The organism is Pseudoalteromonas pernae (assembly GCF_039831865.1).
Classification (GTDB): domain Bacteria; phylum Pseudomonadota; class Gammaproteobacteria; order Enterobacterales; family Alteromonadaceae; genus Pseudoalteromonas; species Pseudoalteromonas pernae.
The window spans coordinates 416,446-438,243 of the sequence record NZ_JBDODM010000003.1 but is presented as its reverse complement, the minus strand read 5'-3'; the positions used below and the strand labels follow the sequence as shown (position 1 = coordinate 438,243).

The 21,798-nt window shown below is 44.3% G+C and carries 19 protein-coding genes; 17 read left to right on the top strand and 2 right to left on the bottom strand.

Annotated elements, in window-relative coordinates; all coding sequences use genetic code 11:
* Positions 1-97 precede the first annotated feature (97 nt).
* From V1358_RS09880 to V1358_RS09835, 10 genes are all read left to right on the top strand, one after another.
* Positions 98-1,639: a S10 family peptidase gene (locus tag V1358_RS09880; RefSeq protein WP_347393434.1), complete on the top strand. Its 1,542-nt coding sequence runs from the start codon at positions 98-100 to the stop codon at positions 1,637-1,639.
* A gap of 149 nt (positions 1,640-1,788) precedes the next feature.
* Positions 1,789-2,436, top strand: a complete 648-nt coding sequence (locus tag V1358_RS09875; protein WP_347393433.1) for a hypothetical protein — start codon at positions 1,789-1,791, stop codon at positions 2,434-2,436.
* Between the two features lie 124 nt (positions 2,437-2,560).
* Positions 2,561-3,034 (top strand): SPFH domain-containing protein, encoded by a 474-nt coding sequence (locus V1358_RS09870; protein WP_347393432.1) that lies wholly within the window; start codon positions 2,561-2,563, stop codon positions 3,032-3,034.
* Between the two features lie 139 nt (positions 3,035-3,173).
* On the top strand, positions 3,174-3,608 hold the full coding sequence (locus V1358_RS09865; RefSeq protein WP_347393431.1) for a hypothetical protein: 435 nt from the start codon (positions 3,174-3,176) through the stop codon (positions 3,606-3,608).
* A 67-nt stretch (positions 3,609-3,675) separates the two neighbouring features.
* Entirely contained in the window at positions 3,676-4,044 is a 369-nt protein-coding gene (locus V1358_RS09860) for a DUF6334 family protein (protein ID WP_347393430.1), read from the top strand.
* Between the two features lie 403 nt (positions 4,045-4,447).
* Positions 4,448-4,957 carry an RNA polymerase sigma factor gene (locus tag V1358_RS09855; RefSeq protein ID WP_347389812.1) on the top strand — a complete coding sequence of 170 codons (510 nt, stop codon included), beginning with the start codon at positions 4,448-4,450 and terminating at the stop codon, positions 4,955-4,957.
* A 6-nt stretch (positions 4,958-4,963) separates the two neighbouring features.
* On the top strand, positions 4,964-5,326 hold the full coding sequence (locus V1358_RS09850; RefSeq protein WP_347393429.1) for a DUF4880 domain-containing protein: 363 nt from the start codon (positions 4,964-4,966) through the stop codon (positions 5,324-5,326).
* Positions 5,327-5,474: 148 nt separating this feature from the next.
* A complete protein-coding gene (locus V1358_RS09845) occupies positions 5,475-8,429 on the top strand; it encodes a TonB-dependent receptor domain-containing protein (RefSeq protein WP_347393428.1) in 2,955 nt (984 codons plus the stop codon).
* Between the two features lie 64 nt (positions 8,430-8,493).
* The gene (locus tag V1358_RS09840) at positions 8,494-9,978 is read left to right on the top strand and encodes an SLC13 family permease (RefSeq protein ID WP_347393427.1); all 1,485 of its coding nucleotides are present in this window, start codon (positions 8,494-8,496) and stop codon (positions 9,976-9,978) included.
* Positions 9,979-10,051: 73 nt separating this feature from the next.
* Complete coding sequence (locus V1358_RS09835) at positions 10,052-11,425, top strand: lyase family protein (RefSeq protein WP_347393426.1); 1,374 nt, start codon at positions 10,052-10,054, stop codon at positions 11,423-11,425.
* 92 nt (positions 11,426-11,517) lie between these two features.
* Here V1358_RS09835 and V1358_RS09830 read toward each other — a convergent pair whose 3' ends face one another.
* Positions 11,518-12,936, bottom strand: coding sequence for a serine hydrolase domain-containing protein (locus tag V1358_RS09830; protein ID WP_347393425.1), 1,419 nt, complete (start codon positions 12,934-12,936; stop codon positions 11,518-11,520).
* 355 nt (positions 12,937-13,291) lie between these two features.
* Between V1358_RS09830 and V1358_RS09825 the strand changes: the two genes are divergently transcribed.
* From V1358_RS09825 to V1358_RS09795, 7 genes are all read left to right on the top strand, one after another.
* Positions 13,292-13,978 carry a response regulator transcription factor gene (locus tag V1358_RS09825; protein ID WP_347393424.1) on the top strand — a complete coding sequence of 229 codons (687 nt, stop codon included), beginning with the start codon at positions 13,292-13,294 and terminating at the stop codon, positions 13,976-13,978.
* The gene (locus V1358_RS09820; RefSeq protein WP_347393423.1) at positions 13,968-15,221 is read left to right on the top strand and encodes a sensor histidine kinase; all 1,254 of its coding nucleotides are present in this window, start codon (positions 13,968-13,970) and stop codon (positions 15,219-15,221) included. The genes V1358_RS09825 and V1358_RS09820 overlap by 11 nt, the downstream gene beginning before the upstream one ends.
* A 96-nt stretch (positions 15,222-15,317) precedes the next feature.
* Positions 15,318-15,716, top strand: a complete 399-nt coding sequence (locus V1358_RS09815; RefSeq protein ID WP_347393422.1) for a GFA family protein — start codon at positions 15,318-15,320, stop codon at positions 15,714-15,716.
* A 126-nt stretch (positions 15,717-15,842) separates the two neighbouring features.
* The gene (locus V1358_RS09810; RefSeq protein ID WP_347393421.1) at positions 15,843-17,678 is read left to right on the top strand and encodes a serine hydrolase domain-containing protein; all 1,836 of its coding nucleotides are present in this window, start codon (positions 15,843-15,845) and stop codon (positions 17,676-17,678) included.
* Between the two features lie 133 nt (positions 17,679-17,811).
* Positions 17,812-18,156, top strand: coding sequence for a 5-carboxymethyl-2-hydroxymuconate Delta-isomerase (locus tag V1358_RS09805; protein WP_347393420.1), 345 nt, complete (start codon positions 17,812-17,814; stop codon positions 18,154-18,156).
* A 195-nt stretch (positions 18,157-18,351) separates the two neighbouring features.
* On the top strand, positions 18,352-19,380 hold the full coding sequence (locus V1358_RS09800; protein ID WP_347393419.1) for an energy transducer TonB: 1,029 nt from the start codon (positions 18,352-18,354) through the stop codon (positions 19,378-19,380).
* Between the two features lie 414 nt (positions 19,381-19,794).
* Entirely contained in the window at positions 19,795-21,210 is a 1,416-nt protein-coding gene (locus tag V1358_RS09795; RefSeq protein ID WP_347393490.1) for a DEAD/DEAH box helicase, read from the top strand.
* Between the two features lie 78 nt (positions 21,211-21,288).
* Here V1358_RS09795 and V1358_RS09790 read toward each other — a convergent pair whose 3' ends face one another.
* The gene (locus tag V1358_RS09790; protein ID WP_347393418.1) at positions 21,289-21,798 is read right to left on the bottom strand and encodes a 2-thiouracil desulfurase family protein; all 510 of its coding nucleotides are present in this window, start codon (positions 21,796-21,798) and stop codon (positions 21,289-21,291) included.

Sequence of the window (21,798 nt, the reverse complement as noted above, 5' to 3'; positions counted from 1 at the left end):
CCAGAGGAAATCCCCATTTATCAGAAACTAATGTACAAGGCTGCTGCATTGCGATACAGATAAGAAATGTAGGTAAACCGCGAAGGAAAAATAAGGCATGGCATATTTTACAAATTTTAAAATGGTGATGCTGTTTACATTGTTCACTTTAACTTCAAATGCAGTATTTGCAACGGAAGTGCCAGAGACAAACAAAAGCAACAAACCTATTCCTGAGGCCACTAAATTTGTGACTCAGCACAAAGGCACCTTTAATGGTAAAAAGCTGAATTACAAGGTTGTCGCTGGTGAAACCTATCTATTGGATAAAAATGAACAACCGACAGCCTCAATCTTTTCCTTTGATTACCTCGTAGGAGACGAAAAAAACAATAGACCAGTCACATTTATATGGAATGGTGGCCCAGGTTCATCCTCTAATTGGTTACACATGGGTGGCTATGGTCCCAAGCGTGTTGTTGTACCTAGCGATGCTGCTCACCCTGGAACGGCTCCTTATGAATTGCAAGAAGCGCCAGAGACGATACTCGATATTACTGATATGGTTTTTGTGGACCCAGTTGGCACAGGTTACTCTCGCGCATTAGGTGAAACTGAAAGTAAAGCTTTTTGGGGCTTGAATGAGGATGCATCCTCTATTGCTGATTTTATAGCGCAGTGGCTAACGAAAGAAAATCGCTGGAATGCGCCAATATTTTTATTGGGGGAAAGTTATGGTACGACTCGAGCGGCGGCTGTTTCTAAAGTGCTCATGGATAAACACCTTATTAATGTAAATGGCATCATTTTTGTGTCCCAAGCTTTGGACTATCAAGGCTCTAGCCCTTATGTGGACGATAACATCGTATCTTACATCACTTACATACCAACAATGGCAGCAACAGCTTGGTATCACCAAAAAGTAGACACATCCGGAAGTTTTGAAGAGTTTATCGATGCGAGCCGACAATTTGCCGTTGATGAATTACTGCCTGCATTATTTAGGGGTAATACTCTAAGTGCAGCTGAAAGAGCACGAATAGTTGAGGGATTACAACGTTATACAGGTCTAAGCAAGCAATACATAGAGCGTGTTGATTTACGCATTAACGCTTTTAGATTTGCCAAAGAATTATTGCGAGAAGATGGAATTGCAATTGGGTTGCTCGATGGACGTTATAAAATTGATGAAAGGGATGATGTATCTGCAGACCCCAAGACAGACGCCGCGAAAGTCATCTCACCAGCGTATAAAGCTGCATTAATGCACTATATGCGGACGGACTTAAATGTACAGTGGCAAAGAAAATACTTAAACCCTTCTGATCCAGCATTATCTTCTAATTGGCGCTGGCGAACGGCTCCTGATGGCGTTAGCTGGGAGCCTAAATACGTGAACACAGCACCGGATTTATCGTATGCTTTAAGAAGTAACCCGCAGCTGAAAGTAATGGTAGCCTCCGGGTATTATGATATGGTCACACCTTTTTTTGATGCAGAATATACGTTAAACCGACATGGAATAAACGCTGACAAAATCGATTATTACTATTATCAAGGCGGGCACATGATGTATGTTCACGAACCTGCGAGAGTGTCACTATTAAGAGACACGCGAAACTTTATCAAAGAACTGCTGGCACAGAACTCAGAAAAGTAAGTATTGGCTAATTGTACCAACATACGTTTATGGCATTTTTCGGCAGAAGCCAGCGCCTGTCAGGTGTTGGCTGTTACCTTACAAGGTGAAATGTTACTTTGTAAGGCCTTTCTAATAACAAGTTATGTTGTTTCGATAGTCCAACGATAATGACCGAATCAGAAGAAGATACAATCAGACTTTTCAATGATATTAAAGTCAATTTATTTAGAGTTCCTGAAGGAGCTGAGCAAACACCAGACTTTTTTGTCGAGACTGACAACCAGAAGATTTTTATTGAAGTGAAGGAAATCAATGAAAATGAAGAAGAAAAAGGACTGCTTAGTGAAATTGATAAGAAAGAGCGAGTAAGTGGTTATGATTCTTGTGAAATAGGAAAACGTTTTCGATCTTCAATACAAACGGCAAATAAACAGTTAAAAAAGAGCTGTACATCTAATGAGGCCGGTTTAGTAATAATTCAGGATGTCCGACATTTCTTTACACGTAGCTGCATGCCTCAAGAAGAGATAAAACTTGCTATGTTTGGTGATAGAGTTACGTGGTTAAGTGTAAATACAGGTAAAATCAAAGCGGATCTTTTTGCTAAAAATAAAACAACAACAGATAAAAAAAATACAACTACAAGTGCTGTAGGTTTAATGATAAAAAATATACAAGACGATAGTTTAACGTTACATATTTATCACAATCCATATGCTAAAACTCTGTTGATATCCCCTGTGTTTGAGTCAACGAAAGTATTTGAATACCGTATAAATGCTACAAAGGAATACGATAACTTCGAGATCCAGTAAAAACAACATAACAAACACTTTTACCTAGGGGGCGAAAAACAGCAGGCTGCGCTCCTTCGTCGCTAATTTTAGCCTGCTATTTTGCGCCGGTTAAGTGAGGCGTTATATGTACTAAGGAGAGTTTATGCATCCGAATAGGAATGCTATCGCATTTGGTGGTCTTATCAGCCTTGTTTTACTTTTCGTTTTATTGATTGTCTTAGCTTTGTGGGCTTGGCCTAAATACAAAGTATATAAATTAGAAATGAATGGTATTGCCGCGTTAAAAGAAGCTGAATGGAGCAAACAGATATTAATTGAAGAGGCAAAGGCTCGTGAGGCGGCGGCCTTGATGCAAGCAAAAGCAAGAGTGACTCTGGCTGAGGCTGATGGTAAAGCTAAGATTGTTCAGGCTAGAGCCGAAGGGCAGGCTGATATTGAACGAGCAAAAGCTGCAGCACAAGCGAATAAAATAATTGGAGAGTCATTGAAAGGTAATGAAGAGTATCTTCGTTATATTTGGATTAAAGGCTTACAAGATGGTACCGGTGAGCGCATATATATTCCGACGGAGGCAGGCTTACCAATTTTAGAGGCTGGTAAGGCTGGTAACGAGTAATTTACCTGTAACACACTGATAAGGCTAGATGTATCGGGTTTGCTTTGTTCCGCTGCACTTCGTGTTCTAGCTAACTACAATAAGTTTTTAATACGTCACTATGCCGAACAAAGAGTCGAAAACAATTAGGTTCATCACTATGGATGAGTTTCCTTTGCAGTGGAGATGGACTGATGAACAGCATTGTATTCTCTCACACGAAGAGCTGTGCCAAATTCAACCTTTGTTTCCTGACTACGCGAAAGAAATATGGGACAGCTCGTTGAACTTTATTGATCAAGACGCCCATTTCTCTCCAAATTCCGAGCGTTTCGATTCAATCGAAATTATAGATGCCATTGAGTCAACAACAATTAATTCTTGGCTAAAGGCGAAAATGGCTGACACTCATATTGTTGTTTTTTGGCAACCTAAGTTAGCAGTAAGAATGACTTCAACTCTCTTCGCTAAATATTGGGATGAATTCTGCTACCCGTCTTGTGACGACGTTTTTATATGGCCTGAAAACGGAGCATGGATTATTTACTACGCGCACTATGAGAAATTTTTCTTTGGAAAATTAATAAACGAATAATAAGGCTTGAGTGCGAACGAGCTACGCCCACCCACAAATGGTGGAGTGAAAAAACGTAGGAGGCATAATGGAACTTTCAAAATTGGTTCAACACGCAGGGAAGCTAGAAGACGCGAAAGCATACAGCTTCCCTGAATTAGAGGGTGAAATTGCTGCGATTAAATTGCGCTTTCAACATTTATCTTGTGCGGTTCAACTATTAGAGAGCACAGATGAAATTTCACTGTCTGAACATATTGATTTGAAAGACCTTAAAGAATCCAATGCGAGTTTAATATTTCATAATTGTGTTGGTTCCGAATTGGTTTGGTGTTGGAGCATGGTCAATAATCAAGGTTATTTAGATGGCTTAAAATTTCAGTTCCTAAACGACATAGCTTTTGAGTTAGTGGCTATTGCATCTTCAATTAAACAATTAAAAGTAACTGAGTCTTAATCAAGCAATCTTGCGGTGTAAGTTTTACCGCAGAGCTGACTACCAGTGAATTCTAGCCAAGCTGCCAATAATTATGTAGAGACGCTAATATCGACGTTTTAATGTGAAGAGATCCTATCACTCACTGTTACGAGGCTGATTTACACTCTACTCTTCAAATGCTTCTAGCACCTTATCTGCGAGTTCCCAAGGGTTAAACACTTGTTTGCCATAGTCGAGTCCACCCACACGCGATTGGGCAGATAAAAAAACGCGGTTATTCACCTGTGATGCAAAGAATTTTATGAACTCAAAATCTCAGTTTTATGCACTCCCATCTCACTTTATTGGATAAATTGTAAAAACGGTGTAAGTTAAAAAGTTATGTCATTTTGAAAATAACAATAATATAGAATTGCACAACATGGATAACGAATTAGAGTTCAAGCGACTGGTTAATGAGCTAACTCCTAAGCTAAAAAATGCATTGGGGCGTTATCTTCATACCAGTGAAGTTGATGATGTTATTCAGGATACTTTTATGGAGTTTTATGTTGCTAAACAAACGCAGCATATAGACAACCCGCGAGCATTTATCTTCCGTATTTCACGTAACATTTCGATAGACCGAGTACGCAGAAAAGGCCACTTTGATAAAATAAAGCAAAAAGCCATCGAGCCAGATAGCACAGAATTAGACATAGTTTTTCAGTCTGAACGGCAGCATTTGGCTGATGTGATCAATAAGTTACCGCCAATATGCCGCAATGTATTTGTTCTTCGTAAAGTCCATGACTTGTCTTATAAAGAGATAGCTCAACGATTAAATATTTCCGTAAAAACAGTTGAAAACCATATAAGCAATGGTATTAAATTGTGCCAAAAATATAGCCAGAAAGTTTCTTCCAAGAAACTCTTTTCGGATACAGGGTAGTATGTCATGGCGTTTGACGAGTGGTCATGCTTTGGAATTGAGCAAGCAACAATTAAGCAGGCAAGCCATTGGATATCGGTTCTTGATAGTGAGCAGTGTAGTGATGCTCAAAAGCGAGAATTTCTAATATGGTTGGATGAGCTGCCTGAAAATCGTTGGGCGTTTGAAGAGCTCGCTGAAGGGTGGGCAAAGTTGAATACGCTCACTGATGTACTCGATAAGCTTGAAACCAGTGAAGTAGTGCCATTCCCAGAATCAGAGAAGCACTCAAACAACACGACAGACCATGAAAATCCCCATAACTCTCTTATTGCGCCTTATATTGGAATAGGTCTGATAGTACTGGGCTTTGTTTTAGCTATTATCTAAATTTTATATTTTTCTTATAGGGGATATTACCCACTCATTCGACATAGATAGAGGACATTAAAATAACAATAGAGGTCTATCTATGTTGAGCACACTATGTAAAGCAGTTAGAACAGGCATACACGGGAACTCCTGCAAGGTTCTTGCATTGACAATTGCATCCTGCCCTATCGGGGTTTATGCAGCACAAGAGCAAACCCCCTCCAATAAAGTAGAAGATATCGAAAAAATCTCAGTTGTGGGAACACAGATTCGCGGCGGGCAAATGGCTGAGTCACTTGCTGTATCGGTATTATCAAGTGATGACATAGCCGAATTTGGTATCGATTCAGGTGATGAACTACTCGATTTAATCCCCGAAAATGGACAAAACTTTTTCTCCGAAGCTGAAAATACAGGTGGTGTAAACGCTGCCCGAGGCGACATTGGCGGCGTTAACTTGCGCAATGTCGGCACCGGCAATACCTTGGTGCTGCTTAATGGTCGCAGAATGGTAAATGCAGCTTCCTACCAAACAGAGGAAGTCGGGGGCAGTTTTGTGCCTGTTAATACCGTCAACTCGAACATGATCCCTGTAGCAGGTTTAAAGCGAGTTGAGGTATTGAGAGATGGAGCATCTGCTATCTATGGTGCAGACGCAGTAGCTGGCGTAGTCAACAACGTCGTGCAAACTGATTTTGAAGGATTTGATATCAGTTTCAAGTTTAAAGATTTCGAAAACCTGCCTAGAAATGATGAAACCTTAACGCTTAAATTAGGGCAGACTTTTAATGAAGGCCGAACTAATCTGAGCGCATTTTATAACTATTATCATCGCGATAGAGTGAGTTCACTTGATGATGAGCGTTGGTCTAGCTCTGATTTTCGTGATCGTCTTCCTGAGGGGTCTCCGTGGGCAGAAACGACTGATTTTCGAAATGACAGTGCTCACAATATAGACGAAGCGCAGTTTGACATGAGTGGCCAAGTTGCTGGCTTTACAGACAGTCGTGGTGAGTTCGAAATATTCCCGAAATCGAGTGAGAAGTGTAGCTTTCCAGGTAGTTATTCTGTATCTGATAGTCATTGTGCGTTGCCTGATGGCACGGGAATGGAACGTTACGACTTCAATGCCGTAGGTCGCGATATTGCGTCAGACTTAACACGTCATAACTTATTCGTTTTTGTTAATCACGCCTTTGATAGTGGGCTTGAGTCATTTTCAGAACTAATGTTGTATAAATCTGAAACTAACCTAGTTCGTGGTGCAACTTATCCTAGATTTGCTGACTTATACGTTGGCGCATCAAACTACTACAACCCTTTTGGACCGATTGGTTCAGTAAATCGCTTAGATTCATTAAGTGATGATGACAAGCCAAACGGCGCTCGATTAGAGATCGACAACTATCGATTTGCAGAACGTTTACGCTCGGTCGATAACGATGGTGATAGCTACCGCGTATTACAGGGCTTTAGAGGGGATCTTGGTGCATGGTATTGGGAAAGTGCAGTATCTCACTCAAAAGCTGAGAAATCTGATATTACGCATAATCGAGTGTCCAACACCCTAATTCAAGAAGCGTTAAATGACAGTACAGAGGCCGCTTACAACCCATTTTCAGGCGGAGAAAACTCAAACATTGAACGTGCCCTCATCAGTGTTCAAAGATTAAGTGAGACAAAGCTTACTACCTTTGATGTAAAAGCAAGTAACAGTGATCTATTCGAGTTGCCAGGAGGCTATGCAGCTTTGTTGGTGGGTGCAGAGTACCGAAAAGAGTCGTACAAAGATGACCGTGATGACAGACTGGACGGTACGATTGTGTTCATTCCAGAAGGAGAGAGTGAAGATGATGTATCTATCATACTACCCGATGGTTCGCGTTTCTTTACTATCTCTGATGTGGTTAACTCGAGCCCTACCCCCGATAGCAATGGTAGCCGCAACGTCACGTCTTTGTTCGCGGAATTTCAGTTGCCAGTGCTGGATAATTTAGATATTCAAGCGGCAATTCGTTACGAAAACTTCTCTGACGTTGGCGACACAACAGTAGGCAAACTTGCTTTCGGTTATCGCCCATTCGAATCTTTGTTAGTCCGTGGCTCCTACTCAACAGCATTTAGAGCTCCTAATCTGGTAACAGTTAATGAAGAGGTTGTCGCGCGTAGCCAAAGCCGCCAAGACGCATTATGTGAATACGCAGTAGCGAACGCTGTAGGGTTTGATACTAGTGACGTAGAGTGTGATTACACTGTTCAGCGCATCGCGCAAGGAAGTGACAAGCTTAAGCCAGAAGAGTCAGAAAATACATCAGTCGGTTTTGTTTGGACGCCTACGCAGAGCCTAACATTGACTCTCGATTATTGGTCTATTGATAAAGAAAATACAATCGGCCTGATCGGTGAAGAAAATCACATGATCATCGACTTGTTGGACCGTTTAGAGAGTGGCTCTTGTCAAGGGAATGCAAATGTTGTTCGTGATGAAGCTACAGATGAAGAAACCGCATTATTTGAATCGGCTGGTTTGTGCCCTGCTGGTCGAGTTGCATATGTGGACGACCAGTATGCCAACCTCGACCGCCGGGTAATTAAAGGTCATGATATTGGTGTTTATTATGATTTAGACACGTCAATCGGTAACTTTAACTTTAAAGTTAATGCGTCAATACTCGACAAATATGATCAAAAAGCTGAAGGTGTCATCAAAGAAATTTTTGATGCTAAAGAGCAAGGCGTGTTACCTGAAGGAACTGAGGTTTCAGGTTTTGCTGACCTAATAGGTAAAGATGGTAACCAAGAAAAACGTTATACAGCCAAGATTCGTTGGCGGAACGGCAACTGGGGCGCGTCAGTGAGTACTAACTACATTGGAGACTTTTATCAAAGCGGCCTGACGTTGGAAGACGGTACGCGTTATGAAGTTCCATCAATGCAAACGTATGACGCGACTGTTGATTATCGCTTTCAATTTAATGATTGGCGAAGTCGAGCGAGATTCGGGGTTAAAAACTTAACCGATGAACGAGCGCCGCTCACAGACAATACATTTGGTTTTTATGGTGACGCCCACAGTGACTATGGTCGCTACTTCTATCTAGACATGTCACTGTCTTTCTAATTCCTTTATTAGCTAAGCCACCTGCTTTGGGTGGCTTTTTTTAATTATTACATAGGCTTAATTGATGACTGAAAATATCAAAGCTGATTTTCAAAATACAGTTCGAGCCAAGCACCAAGATATCGGCATCGTGCTTGGACCCGCATTTTTCGCATTTATGATGCTATTTGATGCTTCACAACAAACTATGTCATTAGAGGCATGGAGAACGGCGGCTGTCGGCGGTTGGATGGCAATATGGTGGGCAACTGAAGCTATTCCTGTGCCAGTTACTGCATTTATACCTCTTGCTGCATTTGATTTTCTTGGGATCTCTAGCATTAAAGAAGCTGCTGCCGCTTATGCAAACCCGGTTATTTACCTGTTTTTAGGTGCGTTTATTCTAGCTGCAGCGGTCGAGCGCTGGAATTTACACAAACGAATTGCACTGTTGATATTGTCTCACACGGGAACTGATGGACGGCGCCTAATTGCTGGCTTTATGGCTATTGCGGCTTTGCTATCAATGTGGATGACAAATACCTCCACCACCATGATGTTATTACCTATCGGTTTATCGGTAACCAAGGTGATATTAGACAGTGTGACAGGACTAACTGAAAAACAGAGAACTGATTTTCAGGCTGCAATGCTTCTTTCATTGGCATTCGGCGCAACCATAGGTGGATTGGCAACTCTTATCGGTACACCTCCTAACGCTTTACTTGCGGCGTATTTAAGCGAAAACCATGGTATTGAAATTGGTTTTGCAACATGGATGATGATTGGTGTTCCTATTTCTTTATGTATGTTGCCAATTGCGTGGTTTGTTTTGACGCACTGGATTTTTAAAGTGGATATCGTTGCCAACGACGAAGCGCATTCTTTACTTGTGAAACTCAAAGAGCAATTAGGGCCGATGACATCCGCAGAAAAGCGGGTTGCCATCTTATTTTTAGGTGTAGTTGTATTATGGATGCTGCGTCCTATTTTGACGGCTAAACTGGGTCTTGATGGGATATCAGACGCAGGGATTGCGATGGCTGCAGCGATTATTATGTTTATCCTTCCAAGTGGTCAAAAAGAACAAAGTCAACTCTTGTGTTGGAATGACGCCAGTCGCCTTCCTTGGGGAGTTTTACTTCTTTTTGGCGGAGGGCTAAGTTTAGCTAGTGCCGTCTCATCTTCAGGTCTAGCGCAGTGGTTAGGAGAAAGTCTTGCGCCTATCGGTGGAATGGGGGTGCTGTTATTAATTATAAGTGCCACCCTTTTAGTGATTTTTCTTACTGAATTAACGAGTAACCTCGCAACCACGGCAACATTTTTACCTGTAATGGCTGCCATAGCCCTTCAGCAAGACCTGTCACCACTAGCGTTGAGTGTTCCAATTACTCTGGCTGCAAGTTGTGCATTTATGTTACCTGTGGCCACACCGCCTAATGCAATTGTTTATGCCTCGGGAATGTTAACTATTCCGCAAATGATCAGGGCCGGTTTCGTGCTGAACATTATTGGCTTGGGATTGTTAACTGTAGTGGCAATGTGGTTGGCTCCATGGGTTTTAGGATAAAGGGCTCAGAGGCTTTGATGTTCATACAATGGCCAATTTAATTGGCCATTTCTCCAGATGAAGAAATAAGATTATGTATAGCAAAATTACAAAATTGTTCACCAGCACAGCGTTCATTTCTTGCTCATTTTTTTGCTTCAGCGCTTCAGAAAATATGGAAGCTGTTTTTTCTGCTCAGACTAAAACACAAAAAGTATTGGATGTGGAAAGTGCGTTGGCGAGATCCCAAGCAAGACTGGGGATTATTCCCGACTGGGCTGCGGCAGAAATAACTGATAAAGCAAACATAAAATACGTCTCTGAGGAGAGTCTAGCTAAGGAATACGCAGTTGTTCGCCACCGCATGGTCGCGCTGCTAAATGTTTGGCAACGCTCGCTAGAAAACAACGCGCACGAATACATCCACTTCGGCGCAACAACAGTGGATGTTTACGACACAGCTCTTGTGTTGCAATTGATTGATGCCTCCACGGTGCTTATCTCCGAACTTAAATCACTGGAAGCACAGATGACCACCTTGGCGGTTGAACATAAAGACACGGTTATGATTGGTCGTACCTTAGGTCAGCATGCTTTGCCCATCACTTTTGGTAAAAAGGTAGCCACTTGGCTTGGTGAAAACCAACGCAATATAGAAAGGTTGGAAAATGTACAAGCCAAGCTAAAACGTTCAGCTATTCTCAAAGGGGCTGTCGGCAGCTACTTAGGTTTGGGTGACGAGGCCATCAAACTCGAACTATATTTCGCGCAAGAGTTGGGGATGGATAAGCCGTATGCCGATGACTGGCATGGTAGCAGAGATGTGTTTGCCGAATACGCGATGACACTCGCAATTTTAAGCAAATCGCTCGGACGTATCGGTAATGAGCTGTTTTCTTTGCAAATGACCGACATTGGAGAAACGGAAGAAGTTCGTTCAAGTTCTGCTGTGGGCTCAAGTACCATGCCGCACAAGAAGAATCCTAGCCAATCGGAAGCCCTTATTTTCTATTCCAGAAAAATACCTCGCATGGCTGAAGTGGTCTTGGATGACATGGTTAATGTTTTTGAAAGAGATAATACTTCCCGCACCAACCGAGAGTTGGCCGACATTTCTCTTGAAGCCGAAAAAATGGTGCTTGCCGCACAGCGTTTGATAAAAAGACTAAAGGTAAAGCCTGAGGTCATGGCGCAGAATTTAAATAAAACGCATGGATTGATAATGGCGCAGAGGGTGGCCTTTTATCTGGCTGAGAAAATAGGAAAAACGACAGCGAACAACAAGCTGCATAAGCTAGCGACCAAAGCCCTAGAGCAACAAGTGTCTTTGCGTTATCTGATTGAGAATGACCAAGAATTAGCTACTCACTTTGATCAAGACACCCTTGACCGGCTTTTTGACCCTCATACTTACCTTGGTCTTGCTGAAGAGCAAGTCGACGCGGTTATTAAAAGCTTACAAGAGTGAACTAAATCGAGGGCGTGTAACGCCCTCATTATGTGGTGATTAAAGATATTCTTAATCTTGTGTCACGTCGGTTGTAGTTGCTAAAGAATTACCTACTCTTCCAATGCTTCTAGCACCTTATCTGCGAGTTCCCAAGGGTTGAATCCTTGCTTGCCATAGTCGAGTCCACGGCGAACAATCACCAGTTCTTTTTCAGGGATCACCACCACAAATTGGCCGCGGTTACCACGTGTGGTAAAGGCTTTTGCTGGGCCATTGTTCTTATCTGCCTTACGTAGCCACCACTGTGCACCGTAATCAAAGCCTCGCGAAGCGGATGCGGGCGCGGGAGTGGTTGAATAGGCAATCCACTGTGGCGAGATGATTTGCTCACCAAACCACTCCCCCCCGTTGGCGTATAACATACCAAATCGTGCTAAGTCTCGCGCCGTGGTGTACATTTGGCTGCTAAAAATGAAGTCGCCATATTGGTCTGTGCTCACAAGTGTGTTGTACATCCCTAACTTATTGAATAGAGCGCGTGATGGGAATTGATGATACTCCTGCTCATTATCAAAGGTGTTTTTGAACGACATGGTCGCCAACAGTGTGTCGTAGTTTTCATAGTCCCAAAATGTGCCGGGTTCACGCACAAGCCCACGATTCACCGCGCCCTTCGCGGAACTCTCACCCGCCCAATAGGCAAGGCCTGAACCGTTGGCGTATTCCATATTAAAGCTATCTACAGGGTATAAACCTGAAGACATCTGTAGGGCATCCCCCAAGGTGATTTTGTTGCGCGGGTCGTCCTCTGGGTTGGCTAACTGTGGCGACCACTCTAGATTCAACGAGTCATTTACTGCCATTTCTTTACGGTCGACTTTGATGCCTGCGAGTGTTGCAAACACACTTTTTGCTGTGCTCCAGGTGCGCGTTTTGGTGTCACGATTTACGCCCTCAGCATAGCGCTCCAGCATGATGTTACCGCGATGAACAATAACAAGGCTTAAGGTGTCTTGCTCATCCGTTGGCGTATTGAACGCCCACTCAGCAACTGCGTCTATGGCTTGCTGTTGTTTTGCGGATGTAAATTGATAATCAGTGGTCGCATCACCCAAAGGCCAAGGGGTTGTAGCGTAATTTTTCGGAACTGGCGCTAATTTGATACTAGGCAGGGTATCGGCAACATTAAAATCTTGGTCTGGGCGCAGCACCACACACCCTATGCCATCGCGATAAATTGCGCGGATGGTCATGCCAGACTCGTTGCTAATTGCCACGCCACGTGCTTCGTTATCTATATTCACTAAAGGCGAGGATTCCACGCCAAATTTACCGGGAATGTACTTGAGTTCTTGCGCGTTAATCTGCTCAAGGGTGCGATTAGACGTAAACAAGCCATTGCATGTAAGGACTGCTTGCACACCAAGGTGGATCATGGCTCGTTGGGGCTCAAATACATCATACTCGGCATGTGCAGGAGTCAGGTTAAGCAGCAGAACCGCAGCGAGAGCAGAGGTTTGTCGTTTCATTTCATGGCCTTTTATTTTTGTAGTCCAATACGGCTAGGTTGTTGGCATAAAGTGACTGTCGAGACACTGATTAAAACACTAACTCTCTGTGATGCCCACGCCAAGGAAATGCGCTGAATAACGGGTTTCCAAACTCAGCGGCAAGGGGAAAGACCCTTGCATCGCTTCTAATTTCAATACAAGCGAGGTATTATCTTTTTCTTCAATGAGTTAAGCGCAATTAAAATAACAACATAGCGCGTTTATCAGCATTTCACCCGCTATTTACCCAGCTGAATTCACTTGGCGTTTGCTATCAGCAGCCAAGAATTTTACGCGAGAACTGATAATTGGAATGTGAGGAACTAAGTCGCCAATGAAGGTGTTACTGATCGAAGACAACGAGGTGCTTGCAAGGCAGATTGTCGAGTTTATGGAAGAACAAACGATGATTGTAGATCATGCTATGAATGCGCATCAGGGCACGACGTTGGCACTCAGCGAAACTTATGATGTGATCATCGTCGATGTAATGCTACCAGATGGCAACGGCTTTGATGTAACTCTTACTATTAAGCAACAATCACGTATCCATCTGCCTGTACTAATGCTAACAGCAAGAGACGCCATTGCTGATAAAACCGAGGGGTTTGCTGCAGGAGCGGATGATTACCTCACAAAGCCATTTGATTTGCATGAATTGCTGCTGCGGTGTCAGTCGCTTTGTCGTCGTCATCAATTATACCAGCCGAAGGTAGCTAGGGTGGGAGAGCTGACGTTGGATACGGTAGCTAAAACAGCCAGTAGAGGCGAGCAACCGCTACAGCTTGGGCAGATCCCTTTTCAAATTCTTGAACTACTGGTGGCGGCCTATCCGCAACCCGTGAGCCGCGCTTTGCTTATTCATAAAATTTGGGGCGATACCCCACCGGACACCGACGCGCTCAAATCCCATGTCTATCAGTTACGACAGGCATTAGATAAAAATTTTGCGTACCCTATGCTCAAAACCGTAACAAATCTGGGATATCGACTAGAGTTGGCAACAGCACATGAACAATAGTATTCAGCGTAAGGTTCTGATATTACTTGTTTCTTTTGCATTTCTGCTGTCGGCCATGTTCTCAGGGATCGCCTTTTTAGTAAGCTTTGCGACCGAAGATCAAATGATCGAAAACGTGTTAACGCAAGAGGCGCAATACCTGCAAGCGCGTTATCAAGATGGGCTAACGCTCGGTTCTCGATTTACCAATATCATTGTTTTTGCTCCTGATATGGCATTGCCAGAGCAATACCAATCACTGCTCGCGTCGGCGTCCTCGGGAGATCCTGAAGTTACAGGGGCCGACGGACAACATTGGCATATTAAAAGGCTTGAGTTGGCTAATAACAAACAGGCCTATTTGTTTCTCAACGCCACGCAGTGGCTGGCTATGCCATCGTTGCAAGAAAATATGACGATTCTATTGTCGGTTCTGATAGTTGTCTCGCTGATTATCGCCTTGGTGTTTGCATACCTGTTAACGCGGAAAATCACCTCGCCTCTTATCGAGTTGACTGAGCTTTTATCGACACAGTCACACCTAATAACGACCTCACGCGTGCTCAAAAGATCTGATGAAATAGGTGTACTTGCCAGAGAATTTGAGCGCGCATTAAGTGCATTGCAAAGCTCATTGCTGCGCGAGAGCGACTTCACTCGTGATGTTGGCCATGAATTACGTACTCCGCTGGCGGTGATTAAAAATTACCTGACGTTGCAGCAAGGGCGAACCCTGCAGCCAAACGAATTAGCGGAGCTCACGACGCAAGTTGAGTATGTAACTAATTGCGTGGATTCACTCATTGCGTTGGCGAGGGCACAGGAAGCTGAAATGCATACTTTGCCACTACGCCAAACCATTGAAGAGACGTTGATGAGTGCATTGAGTCCTGAACAGTTGGATACCTTTGAGTTCATCATTAATGTGCCTTATGACTTAAAAATAACGGCTCACAAAGCACTTTGTATTGTGTTAATTCGTAACTTGTTAGGCAATGCACTCAATCACGCTACCAGCCGACAACTGACAATAGAGGCGACGCAGCAATATTGGCGATTTAGCAATGATGCACTCCACGTGCCTGAATCCCCAATGTCACGTCATACCAAAAGGCAATCCAGTAAAGGCTTCGGCCAAGGTTTGTATTTGGTGAATCGCATTGCCAGCGCACAGCAATGGCATTGTGACTGCGCCTTTATCGATAATAAATTCACCCTCACTTTTTATTGGCCAGACAGTCCAAGTGCTAAAAAGTCGACTTAACTGCGCTAAAAGAGCGAATTTTCACAGTCGATTTCACCTTTATTTCACCTCCTGATCGTTACACTTTGCATTGTGTGACGTCGTGGAGGTTAAATCATGATCAAAGGAAGTTGTTGTTGTAAAGCGGTGCAATTCGAGTTGAATGAAAGGCCCGACATGTTGGGCATGTGCCATTGCAGCAGGTGTCGTAAAGTCGGTGCTAGCGCACTTGCTTTTGTAAAGGCAAACACGCTGCGTATCACCTCGGGGCGCAATCTTATTGCTGTTTACAAAGCGACGGCGCAGTACCAATACTCACGCTGTTTTTGCTCTGTGTGTGGTACAGCATTGGGAGAGCTGCTCTCATCCTCTGCCTCATTTGTGATTAATGCTCATTGCATCGACAGCGATATTGTTATGGAAAACGCATTCCATGAATTTGTTGCGGACAAACCCAGTTGGCTCGCCATCGGTGATAGCGCTCAACAATTTGCTGCGCATCCAATCAAACAATAATGAAGACCCTAAAACGGTCAATGCGTCAATTAGGGCTAAGTAAGAAAAATAACATGCATTGCTGCAAAATTGCAGGTGCAAAAATAGTGAGGTGACGATTTAGATGTCACTGATTATGGGGAAGAAATGAATACATTGTGTAAATGGATACTCACGTTGGTTTTAGTCTGGCTGACATTGTTTATTAAGCCAGTTCATGCCAGTGAAAACGTGGCTGAAACTCAATTTCAAGTAAAGCTAGAGCAAGCGTTGCAGCAAGAAGAACTGATTGGGGCCGTATGGGCAACCATCGCTGAGGATGAAATTACTACGGGCGCTGTGGGACTGGCAAACGCGCAAAGCGACGAGGCAATGAGTACCATTAACAAGGTTCAAACTGCTTCCGTGGTTAAAACGTTAATTGCAACAGGCGTACTTAGGCTTGTCACTAAAGGGAAGCTGACTCTGGATACACCAGTTGCAACTGTGCTCACCGATATCCAATTTGACAATCAATGGGCGGCAACAGACCCAGTACGAGTGCGACACTTACTGGATCACACCTCTGGGCTCGATGATGCCTCACTTTGGCAGATTATGACGATACAAGCCCAACCCGACACCCCCCTTATTGACGGCATGCAACAAGGGCCACTGCTAGTTCGCAGCCGACCAGGTAGCCGTGTGTCCTATTCTAACCAAGGTTATACGCTCATAGGTATGGTTATAGAACGGGTAACGGGCGAGCGCTATGAGCATTACCTTGATACGCACCTTCTACGACCTTTGGGAATGCACATGAGTACGTTTACGTATGTTTCTCAACACGGAGCGCATGCAGACTCCACGCTGGCGATGGGGCATTTTGAAAACTCAGTCACGCAAGCTACTTTACCGCTTTATCTTCGCCCTGCAGGACAATTTACCACGACCGCAAGCGATATGGCGGTGTTCGCCCGTTTTTTAATGAGCAATGGGGAGATCAGTGGTGACACTTTTATTACCCCCGAGTTACTTCGCGCAATGGCAGTGCCTGTGGCCACAGAAGCGGCGTTGGCAGGGCTTACGAATGTGGGCTATGCATTAGGGATGACCAGCCGAGATAGGCACGGTGTGCTAGGCAAATGCCACAATGGTTCCACTGTTGGCTTTCGGACTAATTTCTGCATCTTCCCAAAACAGAAAAAAGCCTTCTTTATTGCCTTTAATGCTGATGTGGAAACCGCTGATTACAAACGATTCGACCAACTGCTGATTGCTGAACTAGGTATTGAACCTGAGGTCGTCAAAGCAGCAGCTGCGCCGCTCAGTGCTGTGAGCGATTGGCAGGGTTACTTTGTGCTGTCGCCAAGTCGAAATGAACGTTTTGCTTATCTCGATTATGTTTTGCACTTTGTGCGCCTAGATTGGAATGGGCAGGTGATGCAGCTCACACCATTTCAAAGTAAAGGCAAAGAGCTAGTGCCTGTCGGTGGTGCACTGTTTCGCGATAAGGAGCGCGCACATGCATCTCATGTACTGATGACATCTGTAGATGGTAAACGCTTGGTTAGCGACGGTTTTAGAACCTATGAACAAATCAGCGCATGGCAGATAGTGCCCATTTGGCTGAGTTTAGCATTGGGCCTGCTCGGTATCTTTTGGCTGTTAATAAGTGGGGTAGGCGCGTTGGCTATGCGCAAATTAACGGTTTCATCGGCGCTGTTCGCTCCTTTTATGTCCTGTATTGCCTTGTTGCTGCCCATTCCTGCATTTTTTAGCCAATCCTTTTTGCAGTTGGGTGACCTGACGCTTGCTAGTGGCTTGTTGACACTTGTAACTGCGCTATTACCTTTGGCTATGATATACGGCTTGTGGCGCTCTTTTAGAATGCCAGAGGGAGGGCGAATAGTTGTGGCTAATACGCTATCGATGATTCTGGTACTTCAGTGGTGCGTTGTGCTGAGTTTTTGGGGCTTTATGCCGCTGAACCTATGGCAGTAAATGCACAGAGATACGTTTTAAACCAAGCTGGGCCTAATTTGGCATAGCTTGGTTACATGTTATTGCCGCCACTGTGATAGTGTTGAACAGCAAACAGGGAAGTTAGTGCAAAACAATTAAGAGGGAAAGCCTTATGCCACACTTTGTCATCCATTGCTCAAACGATATTTTAACGCTTAAAGTAGAGCACGAAATCAATAGCGAAATTCATCACATAGCCCATCACTCGCAGTTATTTGAGCAAAGCGATATCAAAGTCCGTGTTATGCCATTTAATACTTACTCGGTAGGCGGAGAAACGGCGTCTTTTATTCACGTCTTCGCAAACATCATGCAGGGGCGAACCATTGAGCAACGTTCACATTTATCTCAAGCGATTGTCGCTAAACTCGTAGCTATGTTCCCTGAAGTGCCCCATATCGCCATGAATGTCGACGAGTTCGAAAAAAGCACTTATTGCAACAAGGCGCTATTGTAGAAAAGTGTCTTCGACATCATTGGCAAAGAGGGAGTACGGGGCTTGAGATTACGCACCACGCGATAGTGCGCCCCTGTGAGAATTCCTAACCTGCTGTTAATAAACAAATTCGTCTAGAAGCAGTCATGTTGACCTTAACCTTCTTTGCGATTAAGTTAGCTAAAGATAAAAAATAAGCAATCTACAGGGAACGGTATGAAAAAACTATCTAGCATTCTATGCATGGCGTGTGCGTTAAGCAGCGCAGGGGTCTTGGCTGAGCAATGGCAATTGGAAGAAAGAGTAGAGCCCAGGTACCCCATTGAAGCTGTAAAGAACTCACTCGAAGGCTGTGTTAGCGTACAGTTCTTCATCAATAGTGATGGTGTGCCCACTTATCTTGAGGTGCTCAAAAGCTCCCACCAAGACACGTTTAACAAAGCAGCAATCAAAGCCATAGAACAGTGGCGATACAGCCCTACAGAGTCTAATAGCGAGCGTATTCCTGAGCGTCAGAACACGTCGTTAAGCTTTGCGTTGTCACCAAACCCTTCGGCAGTTTATGACTGTGAGGCGGCACTTACAGCGGAATCATCAGATATTGCATCGTTCAGAGCAAACCGACTCGCAGCACCGATTGTTGCCACTGATCTCAACACTAAAAATCAATCTATTGAAAGAATTTTTACAGTGTTGTCGGATGAGGAAAAAGCGCATTTTGTGAAGAGCTACTCTTCGCTGGAAGCAAAAAGGGCAGCGTCAGAGCAGCAAGACTCGTATCCATCAGTGATTGATGGTCTGACTTATCATCAAGTTATCCAGCTGGCAGGGCTCAGCTCATCACAAATCAAAGCTCAGAGCGCTCAACAGAAAGCTCAAGGTGTGGAGCAGAGCGTTGAAAAACTGCCACTAATGAGCATGCCTGAATTGATTAACACTTGGAGTATCAAGGACATGGTGATGGGAATGGATCCTGAACTATTCAAGGAAATATCATTTCGCCAACTCAAAGCAGAAGTATTACTCAATAGTGATGGAACCGCTGAATTACTCGGTACATGCAGAGAGGTGAGTGAGCAAATGTACGCTGCGTTAGCATCTCAAGTCGCTGATTGGGAAATTTCAAGCAAAGTGCCTTCACCAAAGCCGACAAGATTCATTTATATGGTGCCGGCACCAGCAGAGCCAGGCGCTTATTTTGATTGTGATGATGCGTGGAATGATAAGTACCAGCAATCGATGTAACTTGGCTACATAGTCTATAACTTCATCATAGCAGTCCTATAAGGGCTGCTTTTTATACCAAAAACACGCAGAGCCTTGTGTGTTGATAGCTAATGGGCACAGACCCGCAGCATGCTTGCCAGTGTTTCTTCACACACCGCCCGATTTAGGCTATTACTTATTTAGTTCGTTCAACAAGCGCGTTTGCCTTGGACTATTGCGCGCACCTTGCCATTATTGGTAGTACGAACGCAAACTTGCGAGGCATGAAAAAGTACGAATGTCTTTGCAATTAGGGCGAGAGTCCTTTAGTCTGCGCGTCCTTAAACATTTCTGGTGAAATAACCAACAGCGTTATTTCACCATGCATATCGAGTATCTATGACCGACCAGCAATCAGTGCCAGTGACCCATTCCATCCCATCAGAAGATAACATTCAGTTTAGCGACCTAGGCTTACAGCCGAAACTGCTGCAAGCTGTCGAACAGCAGGGCTATAAACACCCATCGCCAATTCAGGCTCAAGGTATTCCTGCGGTATTATCTGGTCGAGATGTGATGGCTGCAGCGCAAACTGGTACGGGTAAAACAGCTGGATTTACCTTGCCGATGCTTGAATTGCTAAGCAAAGGTCAGCGCGCGCAAAATAATAATATTCGCGCTCTTGTATTAACACCTACTCGAGAGCTTGCTGCGCAAGTTGGTGAGAGTGTTGAAACCTATGGGAAGCAATTAGCGCTGAGTTATTCAGTGGTCTTCGGCGGTGTAAAAATTAACCCGCAGATGATGCAGTTACGCCGCGGCGCGGATATCCTAGTTGCTACTCCGGGTCGATTGATGGACTTGTATCAGCAAAATGCCATCAAACTCAACCAACTTGAAATGCTGGTGCTCGATGAAGCCGATCGTATGTTGGACATGGGTTTTATTCACGATATTCGCCGCATCATTAAATTATTGCCCGCGAAACGTCAAAACTTGCTCTATTCAGCGACCTTCTCTGAAGAGATCCGTGAATTAGCCAAGACAATCGTCACCGATCCACTCGAGATTTCAGTGGTGCCGCCTAACACGACAGCTAAAACCGTTGAGCAATGGGTTTACCCAGTTGATAAATCACGTAAAACTGCCTTGTTAAGTCATCTAATTAAAGAACATGCATGGCCGCAGGTATTGGTATTTAGCCGTACCAAACATGGTGCTAACCGTATCTCTCGTAATTTAGAAGCTCGTGGCATTCCATCTGCGGCAATTCACGGTAACAAGAGTCAAGGCACAAGAACCAAAGCGCTAGCTGGCTTTAAAGAGGGTAGTATTCAAGCGCTTGTAGCCACAGATATCGCCGCCCGCGGCATCGACATTGACCAGCTACCTTGTGTGATCAACTATGATCTCCCTAACGTAGCGGAAGATTATGTGCACCGTATCGGTCGAACGGGTCGAGCAGGAGCATCGGGTTTAGCTATCTCTTTTGCCATCGCTGATGATGCCAAAGATTTGAACGGCATCGAAAACTTAATTCAGGAGCTGTTGCCGCGTAAAGTCATTGCGGGGTTTGAGCCTACTAATGAGTTGCCTGAGAGTACCCTTCGCCCGCTTAAGGCTAAAAAACCGAAGAAGCCAAAAAAGCCCAAGGTAGATGCTGAAGGTCAAGCGCAAGCGCCAAAAAATGAAGGGCAAACTGCGCCATCTAAGCACAAAGAGCAAACGGATAAGCGAGGCCATTCTCACCACGCTAATAAAGCACGCCGACGCCCTGCAAACGCAAATAACCAGCGCAACCAAGATGGGGCAAAAGGACAAGGAAGAAAAAGCAATCAGTCGCGAAATAGACGCCCAACTGGTAGGTAATGACTGTTCAGGCACCGCTGTTCGATTGTAGCTGAACTGCAAAGCGGTGCTCACATCATACAACTTATATCAGTGTCGTTACTCTTGAGCGCTTTGGTGCTCAAGCTCAGCAGCTAGTTTGCCTATGCTATGTTGGCTAAACACCTTGATGCCTTGTTGCTCCAGCAACGCAGCAGTGACACCTAATCCTGTTATTTTCTTGCCACTGAAACTACCGTCATATACCTGTGTGCTGCCACACGACGGGCTGCCTTCGGCGAGAATGGCATAGCGAATTCCTTGTTGCTTACAAACGCTCAGGGCATTGGAAGCCCCCTTTACAAACTCCGCTGTAACATCAACACCATCATCGCCTATAACAGAGGCATGCCCTTGCAACACATCAATGCCTTGTCCTTGTTGTATTTCCGCTGGGGCTCTGGGGGTTGGTAACCCTGCAGAGACTTCTGGGCAGAGTGTGACCAGTTGAGTGTGCGTTGTCAGCCAGTCAAATTCAGCTTGGGAAATTGTGAGGCAACTGGCGTTGTAGCGCACCTTATTGCCTAACAAACATGCGCTAATGAGTACTTTTTCACGCTCATTAACCAT

Excerpts from the sequence above, each read along its gene's own strand:
- V1358_RS09840 (WP_347393427.1), top strand. The coding sequence starts at position 8,494 with ATGACTGAAAATATCAAAGCTGATTTTCAAAATACAGTTCGAGCCAAG.
- V1358_RS09830 (WP_347393425.1), bottom strand. The coding sequence starts at position 12,936 with ATGAAACGACAAACCTCTGCTCTCGCTGCGGTTCTGCTGCTTAACCTG.
- V1358_RS09875 (WP_347393433.1), top strand. The coding sequence starts at position 1,789 with ATGACCGAATCAGAAGAAGATACAATCAGACTTTTCAATGATATTAAA.
- V1358_RS09825 (WP_347393424.1), top strand. The coding sequence starts at position 13,292 with ATGAAGGTGTTACTGATCGAAGACAACGAGGTGCTTGCAAGGCAGATT.
- V1358_RS09865 (WP_347393431.1), top strand. The coding sequence starts at position 3,174 with ATGGATGAGTTTCCTTTGCAGTGGAGATGGACTGATGAACAGCATTGT.
- V1358_RS09850 (WP_347393429.1), top strand. The coding sequence starts at position 4,964 with ATGGCGTTTGACGAGTGGTCATGCTTTGGAATTGAGCAAGCAACAATT.
- V1358_RS09805 (WP_347393420.1), top strand. The coding sequence starts at position 17,812 with ATGCCACACTTTGTCATCCATTGCTCAAACGATATTTTAACGCTTAAA.
- V1358_RS09870 (WP_347393432.1), top strand. The coding sequence starts at position 2,561 with ATGCATCCGAATAGGAATGCTATCGCATTTGGTGGTCTTATCAGCCTT.
- V1358_RS09835 (WP_347393426.1), top strand. The coding sequence starts at position 10,052 with ATGTATAGCAAAATTACAAAATTGTTCACCAGCACAGCGTTCATTTCT.
- V1358_RS09815 (WP_347393422.1), top strand. The coding sequence starts at position 15,318 with ATGATCAAAGGAAGTTGTTGTTGTAAAGCGGTGCAATTCGAGTTGAAT.
- V1358_RS09880 (WP_347393434.1), top strand. The coding sequence starts at position 98 with ATGGCATATTTTACAAATTTTAAAATGGTGATGCTGTTTACATTGTTC.
- V1358_RS09860 (WP_347393430.1), top strand. The coding sequence starts at position 3,676 with ATGGAACTTTCAAAATTGGTTCAACACGCAGGGAAGCTAGAAGACGCG.
- V1358_RS09790 (WP_347393418.1), bottom strand. The coding sequence starts at position 21,798 with ATGGTTAATGAGCGTGAAAAAGTACTCATTAGCGCATGTTTGTTAGGC.
- V1358_RS09855 (WP_347389812.1), top strand. The coding sequence starts at position 4,448 with ATGGATAACGAATTAGAGTTCAAGCGACTGGTTAATGAGCTAACTCCT.
- V1358_RS09810 (WP_347393421.1), top strand. The coding sequence starts at position 15,843 with ATGAATACATTGTGTAAATGGATACTCACGTTGGTTTTAGTCTGGCTG.
- V1358_RS09800 (WP_347393419.1), top strand. The coding sequence starts at position 18,352 with ATGAAAAAACTATCTAGCATTCTATGCATGGCGTGTGCGTTAAGCAGC.
- V1358_RS09820 (WP_347393423.1), top strand. The coding sequence starts at position 13,968 with ATGAACAATAGTATTCAGCGTAAGGTTCTGATATTACTTGTTTCTTTT.